The sequence below is a fragment of the Kitasatospora sp. NPDC059648 genome (genome assembly GCF_042734825.1).
Taxonomy (GTDB): domain Bacteria; phylum Actinomycetota; class Actinomycetes; order Streptomycetales; family Streptomycetaceae; genus Kitasatospora.
Map to the genome: position 1 here is coordinate 144,400 of NZ_JBHWDU010000010.1, position 15,891 is coordinate 160,290.

General features: G+C 72.4%; 15 protein-coding genes. 5 read left to right on the forward strand and 10 right to left on the reverse strand.

The annotated features are described in order from the left end of the window. Positions 1–199: 199 nt before the first annotated feature. The gene (locus tag ACFV1W_RS09490) at positions 200–856 is read right to left on the reverse strand and encodes a hypothetical protein (protein WP_380414656.1); all 657 of its coding nucleotides are present in this window, start codon (positions 854–856) and stop codon (positions 200–202) included. Between the two features lie 15 nt (positions 857–871). Between ACFV1W_RS09490 and ACFV1W_RS09495 the strand changes: the two genes are divergently transcribed. After that, complete coding sequence (locus ACFV1W_RS09495) at positions 872–1,348, forward strand: hypothetical protein (RefSeq protein ID WP_380414658.1); 477 nt, start codon at positions 872–874, stop codon at positions 1,346–1,348. Positions 1,349–1,606: 258 nt separating this feature from the next. On the opposite strand, the gene ACFV1W_RS09500 is transcribed toward ACFV1W_RS09495, so the two are convergent. From ACFV1W_RS09500 to ACFV1W_RS09515, 4 genes are all read right to left on the reverse strand, one after another. Further along, the gene (locus tag ACFV1W_RS09500) at positions 1,607–2,950 is read right to left on the reverse strand and encodes a M64 family metallopeptidase (protein WP_380414660.1); all 1,344 of its coding nucleotides are present in this window, start codon (positions 2,948–2,950) and stop codon (positions 1,607–1,609) included. A 76-nt stretch (positions 2,951–3,026) separates the two neighbouring features. Continuing rightward, a complete protein-coding gene (locus ACFV1W_RS09505) occupies positions 3,027–3,332 on the reverse strand; it encodes a hypothetical protein (RefSeq protein WP_380414662.1) in 306 nt (101 codons plus the stop codon). Between the two features lie 45 nt (positions 3,333–3,377). After that, the gene (locus tag ACFV1W_RS09510; protein WP_380414664.1) at positions 3,378–4,097 is read right to left on the reverse strand and encodes a hypothetical protein; all 720 of its coding nucleotides are present in this window, start codon (positions 4,095–4,097) and stop codon (positions 3,378–3,380) included. Between the two features lie 600 nt (positions 4,098–4,697). Continuing rightward, positions 4,698–5,246: a DUF1707 domain-containing protein gene (locus ACFV1W_RS09515; protein ID WP_380414666.1), complete on the reverse strand. Its 549-nt coding sequence runs from the start codon at positions 5,244–5,246 to the stop codon at positions 4,698–4,700. Between the two features lie 87 nt (positions 5,247–5,333). On the opposite strand from ACFV1W_RS09515, the gene ACFV1W_RS09520 reads away from it, so the two are divergent. Next, on the forward strand, positions 5,334–6,119 hold the full coding sequence (locus ACFV1W_RS09520) for a TetR/AcrR family transcriptional regulator (RefSeq protein WP_380414667.1): 786 nt from the start codon (positions 5,334–5,336) through the stop codon (positions 6,117–6,119). On the opposite strand, the gene ACFV1W_RS09525 is transcribed toward ACFV1W_RS09520, so the two are convergent. The 3 genes from ACFV1W_RS09525 to ACFV1W_RS09535 all read right to left on the reverse strand — a co-directional run bounded on the left by ACFV1W_RS09525 (position 6,088) and on the right by ACFV1W_RS09535 (position 9,291). Further along, on the reverse strand, positions 6,088–6,753 hold the full coding sequence (locus ACFV1W_RS09525) for a calcium-binding protein (protein WP_380414669.1): 666 nt from the start codon (positions 6,751–6,753) through the stop codon (positions 6,088–6,090). The two genes, ACFV1W_RS09520 and ACFV1W_RS09525, sit on opposite strands and share 32 nt — an antisense overlap. After that, positions 6,750–7,961, reverse strand: coding sequence for a non-hydrolyzing UDP-N-acetylglucosamine 2-epimerase (wecB, locus tag ACFV1W_RS09530; protein ID WP_380414670.1), 1,212 nt, complete (start codon positions 7,959–7,961; stop codon positions 6,750–6,752). Before wecB ends, ACFV1W_RS09525 begins: the two co-directional genes overlap by 4 nt. Before the next feature lie 76 nt (positions 7,962–8,037). Then, positions 8,038–9,291: a glycosyltransferase gene (locus tag ACFV1W_RS09535; RefSeq protein ID WP_380414672.1), complete on the reverse strand. Its 1,254-nt coding sequence runs from the start codon at positions 9,289–9,291 to the stop codon at positions 8,038–8,040. A 689-nt stretch (positions 9,292–9,980) separates the two neighbouring features. On the opposite strand from ACFV1W_RS09535, the gene ACFV1W_RS09540 reads away from it, so the two are divergent. Then, positions 9,981–11,825 carry a DUF2334 domain-containing protein gene (locus tag ACFV1W_RS09540; protein WP_380414674.1) on the forward strand — a complete coding sequence of 615 codons (1,845 nt, stop codon included), beginning with the start codon at positions 9,981–9,983 and terminating at the stop codon, positions 11,823–11,825. A gap of 38 nt (positions 11,826–11,863) precedes the next feature. Next, positions 11,864–12,994: a glycoside hydrolase family 113 gene (locus ACFV1W_RS09545; RefSeq protein ID WP_380414690.1), complete on the forward strand. Its 1,131-nt coding sequence runs from the start codon at positions 11,864–11,866 to the stop codon at positions 12,992–12,994. 70 nt (positions 12,995–13,064) lie between these two features. Here the strand turns inward: ACFV1W_RS09545 and ACFV1W_RS09550 are convergent, their stop codons facing one another. Further along, positions 13,065–13,607 (reverse strand): hypothetical protein, encoded by a 543-nt coding sequence (locus tag ACFV1W_RS09550; RefSeq protein WP_380414676.1) that lies wholly within the window; start codon positions 13,605–13,607, stop codon positions 13,065–13,067. A 689-nt stretch (positions 13,608–14,296) separates the two neighbouring features. Further along, positions 14,297–14,788, reverse strand: a complete 492-nt coding sequence (locus ACFV1W_RS09555) for a GNAT family N-acetyltransferase (RefSeq protein WP_380414678.1) — start codon at positions 14,786–14,788, stop codon at positions 14,297–14,299. 556 nt (positions 14,789–15,344) lie between these two features. On the opposite strand from ACFV1W_RS09555, the gene ACFV1W_RS09560 reads away from it, so the two are divergent. Next, the gene (locus ACFV1W_RS09560; RefSeq protein ID WP_380414680.1) at positions 15,345–15,809 is read left to right on the forward strand and encodes a MarR family transcriptional regulator; all 465 of its coding nucleotides are present in this window, start codon (positions 15,345–15,347) and stop codon (positions 15,807–15,809) included. The last annotated feature ends 82 nt before the right edge of the window (positions 15,810–15,891 follow it).

Sequence of the window (15,891 nt, forward strand, 5' to 3'; positions counted from 1 at the left end):
GCTGGAGGACCATGGCGCCGACGACCGTCAGCGTTCCTCCCGCCGGCCCGGACGGAAGGACCACTGACGATCCGGCACCTCTCCGCGCCCGCACTCGGCGACGACGACTGGATGATGGCGGGCGTGTACCCCGTTCCGTCCCGGCTGTGGCGGCCGACGGAGAACTGCTCGGACCGCTCGGCTTCGAGGACGGCCCGGACTACTTCCTCGGCGCCCGCCAAAACCTCCCCGAGGGGCGGATCCGGCGGCCCGCCCCCGACGGCGGCACGGCGCCCGCTCGGACACCGCCGATCTGACCGGGCCCCGGCACTGCCGGGTGGGGCGCGAGCGCGAGGTGGGTGAGAACCGCACCGAGCGCGGAGAGCGCCGCGAGGACGAGGCCGAGGGTGTGGAAGGCGGTGGTCAGCCCCTCCGTCAGGGCGGCCCGGTGCGCTTCGGTGACCTGTCCCTGGACGGCCTGTCCGGCGATGCGGGTCGCCGCTCCGGAGGGGAGACCGCTGCCGCTCAGCCGGGCGGCGGTGAGCGCGGTGAGCAGCGCGGAGGCCCCGGCGACGGCGACGGATTCGCCGGTGATCCGCATGGTGTTGAAGATGCCCGCCGCCGCTCCGGCGTTCGCGACCGGGACGGTGCTGACGGCGGCGTTGTCCATGACTCCGAACGCCAGCCCCACCCCGCCCCCGAAGGGCAGCAGGGGGAGCGCCAGTTCGGGCCACGATGCGCTGCCGTGCAGGGTGGTCAGGAGCAGGGCGCCGACCGCGATCAGCGCGGAGGCGCAGGTCAGCACCGCCCGTACCGAGGTGCGCGCGGCCAGCCGGCCGGCGGCGAGCGGCAGCAGCAGGAGGACCGGGGCGGTCATCGGGAGCAGGAGCGGGTGGGCGCGCTCGGCGGCCGCAACGACGTCCTGGCGTGGAACCGGCCGGCCGCCGCCCTGATCGCCGACTTTCCCCGCCTCGCCCCGCGCGAGCGGAACATGGCCCGGCGCATCTTCCTGGACCCGGACGCGCGGGAGGTCCACCTCGACTGGGACGAGGCCGCGCGCACCACCGTCGGCATCCTGCGGATGGCCGCCGGACGGCACCCGCACGACCCGGAACTCGTGCACCTGGTCGGCGAACTGTCGCTGGGCAGCGAGACCTTCCGCCGGCTGTGGGCCGGGCACCACGTGCACGAGAAGACCCACGGCCCCAAGCGCTTCCGGCACCCGGCGGTCGGCGACCTCACGCTCGACTACGAGACCTTCCACGTCCCCGGCGCCGCCCACCACCTCCTGGTGGTCTACACGGCCCCGCCCGGGAGCCCCGCCGAGGAGGCGCTGAACCTCCTGGGCGGGCTCAGCGCCTCCGCCTAGACCTGTCGTCCGGTGACGTGACGATCATTCGCCGGTCAGCGGTGAGAGCGGCCGCTCGGAGAAGGTCTCCAGGACCACCGTCGTCCGCGGTCCACCAGCACCCACCCGACCGGGCCGGGACGACGTCCCCGGCGGTAGCCGGCGTCCGGTGACCCGCCGGTCGCCCGCCCGCGCGAAGGGTCGCGGGGCGGGCGGCCACCGGGCTCCGGCGGGGCGTACGCCGTCAGCGATCGGCCGGACAGCCCCCGGCGGAGCCGGTCAGCGCGTCACCAGCCAGGACAGACTGCCGGTCAGCTCGGCCCGTAGCGCCGGGTCGGCGACCGCCGGGGTCGGGTCGGTGGCGACGGCGCTGAGCAGGTGCGGCCGGGAACGGGGGCCGGTCAGGTGGAGGGCGTCGAGGTCGAGGGCGGTGCGCCCACGCAGCCGGGGTTGCTCGCGTCCGTCCAGGTACCAGCGCAGTACGGTGCCGGACACCGGCAGGTCGACGGTCAGCCGGTCGGCGGCGGTGAGCCAGCTGCCGGTGGGGGTGGGGCTGGTCAGCGGGGTGGCGTGGCGGTAGAAGCCGGCGATCATCGCCTCCCGCCCGGGCAGGTTGAACTCCCGTCCGAGCGAGCGCATGATCGAGTTCTCGGTCGGCCGGTAGAGCCCCGTGGGGTAGTAGCCGCCGCCCTGGTAGGTTCCGACCGTCCCGCCGTCGGGCGAGGACTGGCCCAGCCAGCGGGCCCACTTGGTGCCCCGGTCGCTCATCCGGTCGGCGGTCAGCGTGCTGAGGTTGGCCTCCGGCGGCTCGTCGCCCTGGTACGTGCCCTGGCCGTCGTAGGCGTACTCGTCGGCCAGCTTGCCCAGCGAGTGTCCGGTCTCGTGCACCGCGATCTGCCCGGACCTCGCGTTGCCGCCCGCGACGGTGGCGATGCCCTCGTAGCCGACCGGGGACTTGACGTCGTTGTAGCCCGCGCCGCCGTACTTGGCGCTGTTGGCCACCACGATCACCAGGTCCGCCTGCGGGGCCTTGGCGGCGTAGCGCTCGACCGCCTTCTCGTCCACGCAGAGCAGCCGCTCCACGCCGTCGCACCAGAAGTAGGAGCCGAGGGCGGTGTGCCGTACGGTCGCCTGGTCCGGATCGCCGGTGACGCCGGACTCCGGGGAGACGGCGGAGACCGCCCAGACGTTGAACAGGCGCTGGTAGGTGGCGTACGGCTCGACGGCGGTGATCTCGCGCCACTTCTCGGCGGCGTCGGTGCGGAACTTGTCCTGCTCCTGGGCGGAGTAGCCGTCGCCGACCACCACCACGTCCAGCTTGGCGGCCGGATCGCCGTTGCGGACCAGGGAGGTGACCTCGCCGTCGCCGCCCGGCGCGGCGAGGCCGGCGGGCGGGGCGGCCAGGTAGGGGGAGGCGGTCGGTGCTGTGGCGCGGGAGATGCCGCCGTCCTCGGCGAAGGCCTCCACCTGACGGTGGGGTGCGTCCGCCGCCGGTGCGCCCCGCCCGTCCGCCGGTGCGCTCCAGGCGGGGGCGGCGCCGAGCAGGCTCGCGGCGAGGGCGGTGGTCAGCAGGGCGGACGCGGCCCTGGCTGTTCTGGTGGTCCTGGTGGTCCTGGTGTGCACGAGGGTCCTCCCGGTGGACGGCGGGTGTGGGGAGGCTCCTTCCCTTGTGCGGGACCTGACAATCGTTCAGCAGTTCTCAATGCCCGCGGAGGGCCTCCGCCAGGGTGCGGGCCTGCTCCTCAGTGATGCCGAGCGCCAGTGGAATCTGCCGGGGGCGGCGGAACGGCACCCGCAGCAGCAGTGTCGGTGTCTCGGTGGCGGACAGCCGCTCCACCAGGGCGTCGTAGGCCGCGCGGGCGACGCCGTACTCCTCCGGCTCCTCCACATCGTGCCCCAGGGTCAGGAGCAGGTGGGCGAGCCAGAAGGCGGGCTCGCTCGCGAGGTCCTCGCCCGGGAGCAGCTCTTCGTCCTCGAATCCGGGAAGGTGCGGTGCGGCAGTCATGCGGGGGAGCGTAGTGCGCGGGTCGGACAGCGCGGCCGGGCGGGGTCAGAAGTCTTCCAGGGTGCGGACACAGACGTAGGCCGCGAGCAGCCAGAAGGCGACGCCGATGACCAGAGTGACGATCAGTGGCCACTGGATGGTGATCAGGACGGCCGAGCCGACGGCGGTCGCGACCGCGGCGGCCGCGCCAGAGGCCAGCAACATGCTTGCCAGGACGTCGATCTCCTCCAGGTACATCCCGGTGAGCACCAAGGCCAGCCCGGCGCCGATCAGCGCGCTGGACTCGATCCACTTCAGCCACGGCATGTGCAGGGGCTTCGCGCGGTGCCCGTGGTAGCTGACCTCGATCACCTTGCCCCGCAGGACCTTCAGTTCCACGGTGGTGCCGGGCTCGACGTCGTCGTAGAACGCCTCGCCGACGTCGTAGGCGTCGGTGGGCGCGGTCTCGCGGGCGACGGCCAGCTTGTAGGCGGTCGAACCGTCGTCCGCCTCCGTCCACCGCTTCGTCACCCGGCCGCTCTCCAGGGCCGCGCAGAGCTCACCGGGCTTCGCCGCCGGGGTCGCGCAGGTCGGCGCGGCCCGGTAGGTGTGGATCTCCTCGAAGACGTCGACGAACCGGACGAAGCCGAACACGGTGAGGGCCAGCCCCAGACCGATGATCGTGATGCGGGCGAGGGCCCAGAGCCTCTCGCGGAGGCTCGGTGACGGTTCCGGCTTCTTCGACGGAGGGGGCGTGTCCCGCGGAGGGGCTGAATCCTCAGGCATCGTCACCGTCCCGCGTCCGTACCGTACGCGCGTCCATCGGACTCCCCACCGGTCCTACCCCTCCCGCCGGACCCGTTCGCACCCGGTGCGAAGTCGGGCGCAGACCGGATCATGCCAGGGAACGCCGACGAGCGCGAGGAATTCCCGTCGCCGCGGCCGGACTTGTGGAGCAGGGAAGATTGCCGGCATGACGTCGACGGCCTGACGCGATGAGCCCGGTCTCGCGCACCGCCCTGCCCGTCGCGCGGGTCCGGGGCTTCGAGAGCGGTCGGCCCGACGCTCTGTTCGTCGACCCGTCGACCCGTCGACCCGTCGACCCGTCGGCCGTCGGCTCGCTGTCCGCCCCGGGCAGCCGCCTGCTGGTGGAGCGGGGCCGGGACGTCTCCCTGACCCCGCACGACCCCGCCCTGGCCCACGTCGTCGAACTCTGGCGGGGCGGACTCGCGCCCGACACCGACAAGTGGCTGGACGCCCACGGTCGACAGGTCCGGACGACCACGCTCGCGGAGGCCGGTGACACCTATGGCCGCCCGCTGCCGGACGGCCTCGGCCGGGCCGGCGGGTTCGCGAGGCGGGCGGACGGTCGCTCGCTGACGGGCTTCACCAACGTGCGTGGCGGATCCTCAGCCGTCCCAGCCCCAGCCCCCCGGAGATCCGGATCGTCGGCCCGCCCGCCCGGGCGGGCTGCCGGGGCCGGTAACGCGGCGCCCGTAGGCCGGCGTGCAGGCCGCCGAGGTCGACGACCGCGTCCCGGGGCACGATGACGTTGGCACCGCCGGTGCCGAGGTGCAGCTCGATGTCGACCACCGGGTGCGCGATGACCGCCCGGGACAGGTCCAGGCGCACCCGGCCGAGCGCGGACGCGACCTTGAGGACCCGGGGGACGCTCCAGGCGCCGCGCCGCCGGATCCACCCGCCCGTTCCGGTGCCGGTGATGGTGGCCGTGGCGTCCGGGGGCGGCTCCGGGAGCGCGGCCAGGGCCGAGTCGAGCCCGCCGGGGGTGGTGGCGGTGAGTGCCGTCCGGAGACGCTCGTCCAACTCCTCGTCCGACAGGTGTCCTTCGGCGTACGCCTCCTGCAGCCGCCGTACGGCGGTGTCGCGGTGCTGGGCGCTGATCGGCGGCGGCCCGTCGGTCCCGGCCGCCGTCATCCGATGCCACTACTGAGTACGTTGTACGCGGTCATGGTGGCCAAGGTAGATTACCGGGTACCGCGTACGCAAGAAGGAGGGCCGACCGTGACCGACGCCGAGTACGTGAACATCTGGATGCGGCCCGAACGCCCCGCCCGCGGACCGAAACCCGCCTACAGCCGGGCACAGATCGCCGAGGCCGCGGTGCGGATCGCCGACGCCGAAGGACTGGAGGCCGCCACCATGCGGCGGATCGCCGCCGAGATCGGCGCCGGCGCGATGTCGCTCTACCGGTACGTCCCCAGCCGCGACGACCTGGTCCTACTGATGGCCGACCGGTTGATGGGCGAGATCGACGTCGACGGCATGCCCTCCGGCGACTGGCGAGCCGACCTGGCCCGCTACGCCCACGGGCTGCGCGCCATGTGGCTGCGGCACCCGTGGATCGCCACCGCGCACCGGGCGCTGCCGGTCTTCGGCCCCCAGCAACTGCGCCTGATCGAAGCGGTGATGGGGGTGCTCGACGCCCACGTCCCGATCGACGAGAACCTCGCGCTGATGGCCCTCCTCAACGGCTACGTCGAGGGCGCCGCCCGCGACGAGGTCAGCTGGGCCGAGGAGGTCCGCCGCAGCGGGGTGAGCGAGTCCGAGTGGCTGGCGCGCAGCTACCCGTACGTCCAGCAGCTGCTGGAGAGCGGTCGGTACCCGATCTTCGGCAGGATCGCGACGGAGGCGCGTCAGCCGCGGATGGGCCGCGACGAGCAGTTCGGCTCCGGCCTGGAGCGCGTCCTCGACTGCATCGCGGCCGCCCTCCCGGCCGCTGTTCCGGCCGCTCCTCCGTCCGACGGCCAGGCCGGCGCTACTGCGCCGGTTCCACCGCGATGTCCGTGAACTCCACCCGGGCGTCCTCGGTGTACGCCCCGATGCTGCCGGCCGGGTACGGGCGTTCGTCGTCCTGGTAGGACACCAGGGCCCTGCCGCCGACGCTCACCTCCAGGTGCGCGCCGCGCTGGGCCACCGTCACCCCGGACCAGGGGCCGACGGGGAACTGGTCCGGGCCCGTCGCCAGAAAGCGCTGGCCGCCCGGGTAGACGGGGTCACGCTTGCCCAACTCCCAGCCGTTGGGCTTGAGGATGAGGTAGTAGAAGTGCTCCGGATCGGAGTACGCCCACACCAGCCACGGGACCTCCCACGGGTTGGGCGTGGGCGTGCGCAGCTGGGCGACCGTGCGCATCCGCGCCTTCAGGTCCATGTCCCGGTACTGCCGGGTGGAGACGACCAGGCCCGCGTGGGTCTCCGACGCGGTGCGCGCGGGCATGGGGGAGAGCGACAGGCCGTTGGCGAGGCCGATGTTCTCGCCGTGGCCGTCGAAGACCGACCGCCACGGTCCGTGGACCGAACCGTCGGCCCACGGCCGGGCCGTCCCTCCGCCGCCTCCCCCGCCGGTGCTCACCGCGACGGCGAGTCCCGTCGCCGTGGTGGCGGCGAGCAGGGCGAGGGCGAGGCCCCGGCGAACTCTCGTCATGCCGTCGAGTATGACCCCGCACCGCCGGGCCGAGGGCTGACCGACGGGCCCGCCGTGGCCGCCGCCTCCGCACCGAAGTCCCGGGCCAGCTGTGCCACGATCCGCGCTGCGGCGTGCCCGTCACCGAAGGGGTTCCCTGCCTTCGCCATCCGTCGGTAGGCCTCCGCGTCGTCCAGCAGCCGTACGGCGGCGTCCAGGATGACGTCCGGGTCCGTGCCCACCAGCCGGGCCGCGCCGGCCTCCACGGCCTCGGGCCGCTCCGTGGTGGTGCGCAGCACCAGGGCGGGTTTGCCGAGGGTGGGGGCCTCCTCCTGGATGCCGCCGGAGTCGGTCAGGACGAGGTCGCAGCCCGCCAGGGTGGCGGAGAAGTCCGCGTAGCCCAGCGGCTCGACGATCCGGATGTCCGGATGGTCGGACAGTTCGGGCAACAGGACCTCGCGGACGGCCGGGCTCTTGTGCAGCGGCAGCATGATCTCCACGTCGCCGCGGTCGGCCAGCAGGCGCAGCGCTTTGCCCATGGCGCGCATCGTGTCGCCCTGGTTCTCGCGGCGGTGCAGCGTGACCAGGAGGCGCCGTCGGCCGCCGTCGCTCTCGAACTGGTCGCGGCCGGCGTCCTGTTCGAGCACCCAGAGCAGGTTGTCGATGACGGTGTTGCCGGTGACGAACACCTCGCCCGCCGGGACGCCCTCGGCGATCAGGTGCCCGGCGGCGCGGGGCGTGGGCGCGAAGTGCCGCTGGGCGATGCGGCCGATGAGCCGGCGGTTGAGTTCCTCGGGGAAGGGGTTGTCAGGCACTCCGGTGCGCAGCCCGGCCTCGACGTGGGCGACGGGGATCTGTTCGTAGAAGGCGGCGAGGGCGCCGGACAGCGCGGAGGTGGTGTCGCCCTGGACGACGACGAGGTCGGGGTGCTCGGCTCGGACGACTTCGCCCAGCCCGTCGACCAGCCGGGCCGTCAGCTTGGACAGCTCCTGCCGCTCTCTCATTACGTCGAGCTCGAACTCGGCCTGGACCCGGAGCAGTTCGAGCATCTGCTGGAGCATCTCGCGGTGCTGGCCGGTGGTGACGACGAGGGGTTCGAAGTACGGGGAGGCGGCCATGGCGCGGGCCACGGGCGCGAGCTTGATCGCCTCCGGGCGGGTGCCCAGGACGAGCATCGCGCGGACGGGCGCCGGGCCGGGGTTCGGGGTCGTCGAGCCGTTCGGGGGCATGGGGCCTCCAGGAAGGGTGCTTGAAGCTGCTTGAGGCGCAAGGAGGGAGGGAGACAGCGAGTGGGGCGGGTGCGCCTCAGGTGCGCGCGGTCTTCAGCCAGGTCCGCTTGCCGGTGAGCATCCGCCACAGACCCCACCAGCCGGCGGCGAACCAGATGTAGCCGTAGACGACGAAGACGTGCGAGAGCAGCACCGAGCGGACCAGGCCGAGTCCGCGCTCGCGCCGGGAGTAGACCCAGCCGTAGGCGTACGCCGCGGTGAAGGACAGGACGTACGGGCCGGTGAACCACATCGGTGACATCAGCGGGCGTCCGGCCTCGACGGAGCCGGCCACGACGCCGCCCGCGGCCACGGCGAAGGAGAGCGGCAGCAGCGAGGTGAGCAGGATCAGCACGGGGCTGGAGAGGTGGTACAGCAGGTCGAGCGCGGCTCGGGTGGGCACTTCGCGCAGGATCAGCGGGACCAGCCGGGCCGACTGCAGGTGGCCCTGGAACCAGCGGGACCGCTGGCGCACCAGCCGGCGCAGGTCGAGCACGGCCTGCTGGGAGACGGCGGCGGTGGTGCAGTGGTGGTTGGTCCAGCCGCGGGCGATCAGGCGCACCCCGAGGTCCAGGTCCTCGGTCAGGGAGTCGCTCCACGGCCCCTTCCCGCTCCCGTCGCCGAGGGTGTCCAGCGCGGAGAGCCGCATGAACTGGCCGTTGCCGCCCATGCCGACGCTGCCGAAGTAGCGGCGGGCGGACTGGAAGATGTCCCCGTAGATGACGAATTCCATGTCCTGGAGGCGGGCGAGCAGGCCCTGGTGACGGTTGTACATGCGGACGCCGACCTGGGTGGCGCCGGTGCGAGGGTCGTCGAAGAAGGGGTCGACGGCCTGGATGACGTGCGGGTCGAGACGGCCGTCGGCGTCCACCACGCAGACGATGACGTCGCTCGGGTCGCGGCCGTCGAGGATGCCGGATTCCCGCAGGTGGCGGATGCCGGCGTTGAGGGCGGCGCCCTTGCCCTTGCGGGCGTCGGGCAGGTGTCGCCGGAGCAGCTTGACCCGGCCGGGGTCGGCGGCGAGGGCGATCTCGGCGGTGCGGTCCTCGGACGCGTCGTCGATGACCAGGGCCAGGAAGCCGCCGACGGGCAGCGAGGTGATCCGGGCCAGGCTTTCGGCGAGGACCTTCTCCTCGTTCAGGCAGGCGAGGAGGAAGACGTAGAGCCGCTCGGCGTGCGGGGCGCGGTCCTTGCGGACCCGGCGTCTGGAGAGGAGGAAGAGGGCGGAGTTGTAGCAGCCCGCCATCACGATGATGGCGGTGCTCGACCAGACGAGAACGTCCGTGATCACCGGCGTCCTCCGGGGTTCCGGAAAGCGAACCAGAATTTTACCCCGGCAAGGGTGACGGCCACGGAGCAGTAGAGCAGGAATCCGGCGCCGGCCGCTTCCTGAAGGTCTTTGGCAAAGGGCAGGCCCGGCAGAACCTCTGGGGCTGCCGTCAGTCCGGCCAAGGGCAGGGCTGTCCCCAGAGCGGGTTTTCCGTACATGAGATCCCCCCGGATTCCGCCTCGTTTGTCGTTCCGAGGCGTTGCGAACCGGAAGCTATCAGACGGCGGGCACGGGGAAGTCGGAAATTGTGGGAAGATCAGGATCGGAATGATTAATTCCGCAGATCAGATGTGCATCGTGCCTGGTCCGACGGCTGTGTGACGCGTGGGATCGATGGCCGGAACCGGCCCGGGCTGGCTCAATCGGCCGCAGTGGGGAGGGTCTGTCATGAATGCGGCGCCCCGGGCGCCGATTTCCGGTTGACACCCTTCCCGGCCCGGCGTGAGAATCGGCGATCTGTCGGTGCTTCATCGCCGTACCCGATCGTGTCTTCGCGGGCTTCGCCGGGCGCGTCCCGGACGGAGATCCGAAAAATGGATATCACCCGAGGACTTTGGCGGGGGCCCGACAAGAATCTTCAGTCAGGGGGCACGATGAGAAATGCGCGAGGGAGAGCTCCGCTTTCCCGCGTCCCGTTCGTCCCGCTCGTTGTGTCCGTCGTCGGCGCGCTGCTGGGCGGCGTCGCGTTCTCCACCGGCGCCGAGGCGGCGGCCCGGGGCGGGAGGCCGTCCGCCGCGTCGCGAGGGCTCGACGCGGCCGCCGCCCCCGGCCCGTCCTCCGCCGTCGGCCCCGCGGACCTGACGGCCTGGAACGCGGCGCGGCTGGCGGACGACCGCGAACGCCACGCCCACCGGCTCACCGTCACCCCGGCGCCCGCCCGGGCCACCGTCGCGGCTCCCAAGGCTGCCGCGAGCACCCTCAACGAGACGGCCCCCAAGGCCGCCGCGGGCGACCCGAACGCCACGGCCGGGGCGGCCGGCACCTCGGCGCTCGTCCTCTACGACACCACCGGCCCCTACGGTTACCTCGGTGAGCTCTACGCGATGGCCGTCGCCAACCTCGCCGGCCACTTCGGCAGCGTCACCGCCGAGCCGGTCTCCGGGTACACCGCGAGCACGGTGGAGCAGTACACCGCCACCTTCTACATCGGCTCGACGTACTACGGCGGAGCCGTTCCGGACGCCGTCCCGGCGGCCTTCTACCAGGACGCGATGACCACCGCCAAGCCGGTCACCTGGATCGGCGACAACGTCTGGAACATGGCCACCGCCGTCGGCATCGAGAACTTCAAGAAGAAGTACGGCTGGGACCCGACCAACTCCTACTTCGAGGCCAACGGCAGCGTCGGCACCATCAACCAGGTCACGTACAAGAGCCAGTCGCTGACCCGGAAGATCCCCGCGGGCCAGGACGGCGGAGTGCTGCACCCCGCCCTCGCGGGCGCGGGCTACCCGCAGGTCACCCAGCTCGCCCAGGCCGTCGACGGCACCACCGGGGCCACCAGCCCGTGGGCGATCCGCTCGGCCAACCTCAGTTACGTCGGGGAGATCCCCTTCTCCTATGTCTCCGAGTCGGACCGCGTGATCGCCTTCGAGGACCTCCTGTTCGACTCGCTGGCCCCGGCCACCACCCAGCGCCACCGGGCCTTCGTCCGGCTGGAGGACATCAGCCCCGACTCCGACCCGACGCAACTGCGGGCCATGGCCGACTACCTGGCTTCGCAGAACATCCCCTACGGGATCAACGTCATCCCCGTGTACACCGACCCCAAGGGCGCCTACGACAACGGGGTCCCGCGGACCGTCACCCTGGCCCAGGCCCCGGACGTCGTGGCCGCGCTCCGGTACATGCTCCAGCACGGCGCCGTGCTGATGAACCACGGCTACACCCACCAGTACGGCAACGTCGACAACCCGTACACCGGCGTCACCGGCGACGACTTCGAGTTCTTCCGCGCCCATGTCGACGCCGCCGACAACGTCGTCTACGACGGTCCGCCCGCCGAGGACTCCACCGCCTGGGCCCAGAACCGGGTCACCTCTGCCCTCGCCGCCTTCGCCGCGGCCGGCCTGCTCCGGCCCACGCTCTGGACGACCCCGCACTACGCCGCCTCGGCCGCCGACTACCGGGCCTTCGGCCAGAACTACACGGCGCGGCTTGAGCGTTCGCTCTACTTCGCCGGAACGCTCAGCGGCGCGCCCGTGAACGCCGGCCGCTACATCGGCCAGTTCTTCCCGTACCGGGTGACGGACGTCTACGGTACGACCGTGCTGCCCGAGGACATCGGCAACTACGAGCCGCTGCCGTACAACAACCACCCGGCGAGACTGCCCGCCGATCTGATCGCCTCCGCCAAGGCCAACCTGGCCGTCCGGGACGGCGTGGCGAGCTTCTTCTACCACCCGTACTACGACGTGGCCCCGCTCCAGCAGACGATCGACGGCATCAGGGCCCTCGGTTACACCTTCGTCGGCCCGAACGACCTCGCCGACTGAACTCCCCGACAGGTGAGGAGTCCCCAGCAGTGAACCCGATGAAGAGAGCGGCCGCCGCGGCCCTGTCGGCGGTGGCCGTCCTCCTCGCCGCCCTCGGATGCTCCTCGTCCGGCGGCGAGGACGAAACGACCACGCCGTCGGCCACCGGACCGAGCGGCAGCCGCGGCGGCTCGGCCGGCCCCGCCGCTCCCACCGGGTCCGGTGGTGCGAGCGGTGGCCCCGAGGACACCGCGGCGAGCCGGCTGCGGGGCATGACGCTCCCCGCGTGGAACACCGACGACTACAACAGCCCGCAGGCCAGCACCTACCTTCGGCAGATCGCCGCCACCGGCGCCCGGTGGGTGACCTTCACCCCCACCTGGTACCAGGACCGCGTCGGCGACCCGGAAATGCACACCACCGACGAGACCGCCGCCGACGACAGCCTGTGCAACATCATCCGCCTCGCCCACGACGCCGGGCTCAGGACCATGGTCAAGCCCCACGTCGACCTCACCAAGGGCGGCGACCGGGCCAGGATCAAGCCCGAGGACCCGGACGCCTGGTTCGGCGCCTACGAACGCTTCATCACCCACTACGCCCAACTCGCCGCCGACACCGGCGTCGAACAGCTCGCGGTCGGCACCGAGCTCGCGGGCACCTCGCAGGACGGCCCGCGCTGGAGCGAGGTCATCGCCGCCGTGCGGGCCCGCTACAAGGGCCCGCTGACGTACGCCGCCAACTACGACGAGTACCGGCAGATCCCGTTCTGGAACGACCTCGACGTCATCGGCATCGACGCCTACTGGCCGCTCGCCGACCGGGCCACGACCGACCCGGCGCAGCTGCGCCGGGCCTGGCAGCCCATCGCCGACGGGCTCGCCGCCTTCTCCGCGAGTCGGCAGCGGAAGGTCCTCTTCACCGAGGCCGGCTACGTCAGCCAGCGCGGCACCACCACGGCCCCGTACTCCTGGACCGTCAGCAAGAGCGACGGCGACGCCGAACAGGCCGCCGCCTACGAGGCGTTGCTCGACTCCTTCGACGACAAGCCGTGGTGGGCCGGCGTGTGCTGGTGGATGTGGGACGACTGGCCCGGCAGCGGCGAGACGGCGAAGAACCTCGCGTACACCCCGCACGGGAAGCCGGCGGAACAGGTGCTGCGGAAGTGGTGGGCGGCGCCCGGCACGTGAGTACGGTGGTGACTCATGACCGTCGGACGCGCAGCACGTCAGCGGGACCGTGCGGTCGAGCGTTGACGGCTCAAGCTTCGACCTGAACCCAGCTGTCGCCGGCGCGGAGCCAGAGGAAACCGTCGCGGCCCTGGGCGCAGCGCATGACTACCGGGCCCGGTAGTCGCAGCTTCTCCTGGGCGGTGATCACCCAGGCGTCTCCGATGAGCTCCGCACGGTTCAGCTCGACGGTGGGACGGTTGTGGAACCGCTGGGTGAGGACCATCCGAGTGCCGCGGACGGCGATGCCGTCGGTGTCCTTGAGCGGGTTGCGGTAACTGGTGACGTCGCCGGTGGCGGGATCGACTCGGGACAGGAAGGCACCCTTGTGGCTGTACCAGGCGAGCCAGACCGCCGCCCCCTCCGTGGCGCCCGCGCTTCCGCCGAGGGGCCATACGGGGAGCCGCCCCCGAGGACTCCAGGTGTGGGTGCCGTCGGTGCTCCAGCGGGCCAGGCCGGCGCTGGTCTCCGGATGGTCTCCGTAGATGCCCTCGTCACCGTACGAGGCCCAGATTCCGCCGTCGCGGTCGGTGATGACGTAGTCGATGTCATCGCCGACGCAGAATTGACTCACCGGATGTCCCGCGGGGGAGTACACAACCGCGTTCCTCTCCCAGACCCCGTTCTGGTCCTGGTGTATCCGCCCTGACACCAACAAGAAGCGTGCCCCCGGAAGCAGGGCCAGGTGGCCGGTCCACGCGGGGATGCCGGTGACGGGGGTGCGGTCTTCGGTTCCGCCCGAGACCACGACCAGTACGCCATCACACGGAGCCGTCACGCTCCATCCCATCCACCCCTTGACATGCGGGGAACGGTGCAGGTTCCGTTCCTGGATGAGCATCACCGCGAGTTCGTTGCTCGGTCCGACGCTCCACCACAAGGGCCGCCACCCGGCTCGGGCATCCTCAGGAGGCAGGCTCCACACGACAGGCAGTTCGGCAAGCGTCATCAGCATTCACCTCATGGGAATCCAGACCCCTGATGGCGCCCGAAGAGACAAACGCTACCGAGCGGCGGCCGCAGTGTTTCGACCGGCCCCCGCACTCAGCGGGTCGGCACGCCACCTGCGGATGTTCGGCTTGGTACCCCGCGGCAACAACGGCTCAAGCAGGCGTCCACCGGCCGTCCGCTGATTGCCGTGTTGACCGCGGCGGCGGTGGGCGCCTCGGTGAGCACGCTGAGCCCGACGACATAGCCCGGCGCCCACCAGGGCCGCGTAGCCGGGCGCGGGCAAGGGCGGGCGGAGTGGGGCCGGGTGTGGGGTCAACTGGTGAGTGCCAGGCGCCAGTTGTTGGAGCGGATGTGGTGGCCCGGGGGGTATTCGAAGGCGACCTCGCCGAGGAGCTCGAAGCCGGCCTTGCGGCACACCGCGTTGGACGCCTCGTGCCGTACCGAGGGGAAGGCGTGCAGCCACGGCAGCACGCCCTCGCGCTGGGCCCGCTGCGCGCACAGCAGCAGTGCCCGTACTGCCAGGCCCCGGCCCTGGTACTCGGGCAGTACGGCATATCCCGTCTCGTAGACGTCCTGTCCCTGCCAGGCGTGCGGCCAGTACCCGACGGAGCCGGCGACTTCGCCGTCGAGCAGCAGCAGGAACATCTGCCCGTCGGTCATCGCCAGGTAGCGCTCGTGTCGGCGCCGTACCTGTTCGGCGCTCTCCACCCCGCCCAGGTGCTCGGTCAGTTCGGGGGTGTTCTGGCGATGCAGCAGGTCCAGGCCCGGCTCGGACCACGGTGCGAGGGTGGGGGAGGTCGTCATGCCCGGAGGTTAGCGCGGGGCTGTGACAGTGCCGGAGAAGTCGGGCGCCGCGGCGCCGTCGTCCTTCCGCGGCACGCCGTCGTCCAGCGGTCAGAGCAGGATCCGGTGGGTGGTGTCGAGCAGGCCGGTGACCCGTAGCGGACGGTGTGGCCCGGCGGCGAGGGCCCGGCGGCGGGATGGGTGACCAGGCTTCAGGCCTCGCCTGGCGGGGGCGGGGGAACAGCGGCGGTCCGCCGGTTCCCCTCTGCCGGGCGGCGATCCCCCGCGCACCGGGCGGTGCCAGGGCGCGGGGGCGGGCAGGAGCAGGAAGGCGCCGGCCGCCTGTGCGGGTGACCGGCGGCGTGCCACAGCGGGGGGCCGGGCCCGCTCCTGGGCGGTGGTGGCGGCCGCCTGCGCGGGCCCGGGAGCGGGCTCGGCACGGGGTGCCGGGGCGCGCCCGGGTTCGGCGTGATCCGACCACCGGGGCACCGCGCACGAACCGCCTTGACCTCAAGCCGACTTGAGGTTCTACGGTGGTCGCGTCCTGGTGATCCGACGAAGAAGGGGGCGCGTAGCCGTGACGCTCAAGGAATACCCGCACGAGGCCCTGGCCGCCCAGCCCATCGGCGCGTGGACCGGCGAGGTGTACCGGAGGGTGGTGGGGGCGCTGCGCGAGCAGCTGGCCCTGGAGGGCCTGACCCAGCCGCACTGGTGGACGCTCAACCACGCCGCCGGGGCCCCGGGCGCCTGGAACCGCGCCACGCTGGCCGCGCGCCTGGCCCGCTACGAAGACCTCGGCATCGACTTCGGCGAGGTCTTCGACGACCTCGCCGCCCGCGGCTGGCTGCGGGAGGACGCGGCGACGGGCGCCATGTCGCTCACCGGGGCGGGCGAGGCCGCCCGCCTGCGGGCCCGCGAGCGCAACCTGAGCGTGCACCGCCGCGCCCACGAGGGCGTGGACGAGGCCGAGTTCGTGACCGCCGTCAACGTCCTGCGCCGCATCACCGCCAACATGGGCGGCGACGGCAACCTGCCCGACTGAACGGCCTGCCCGACCAGGTGCGGCCGACACCGCACGGTCCGGCGCACCGGGGCCGCCGGCGGCGGGGCCGTCACCCCGCCGC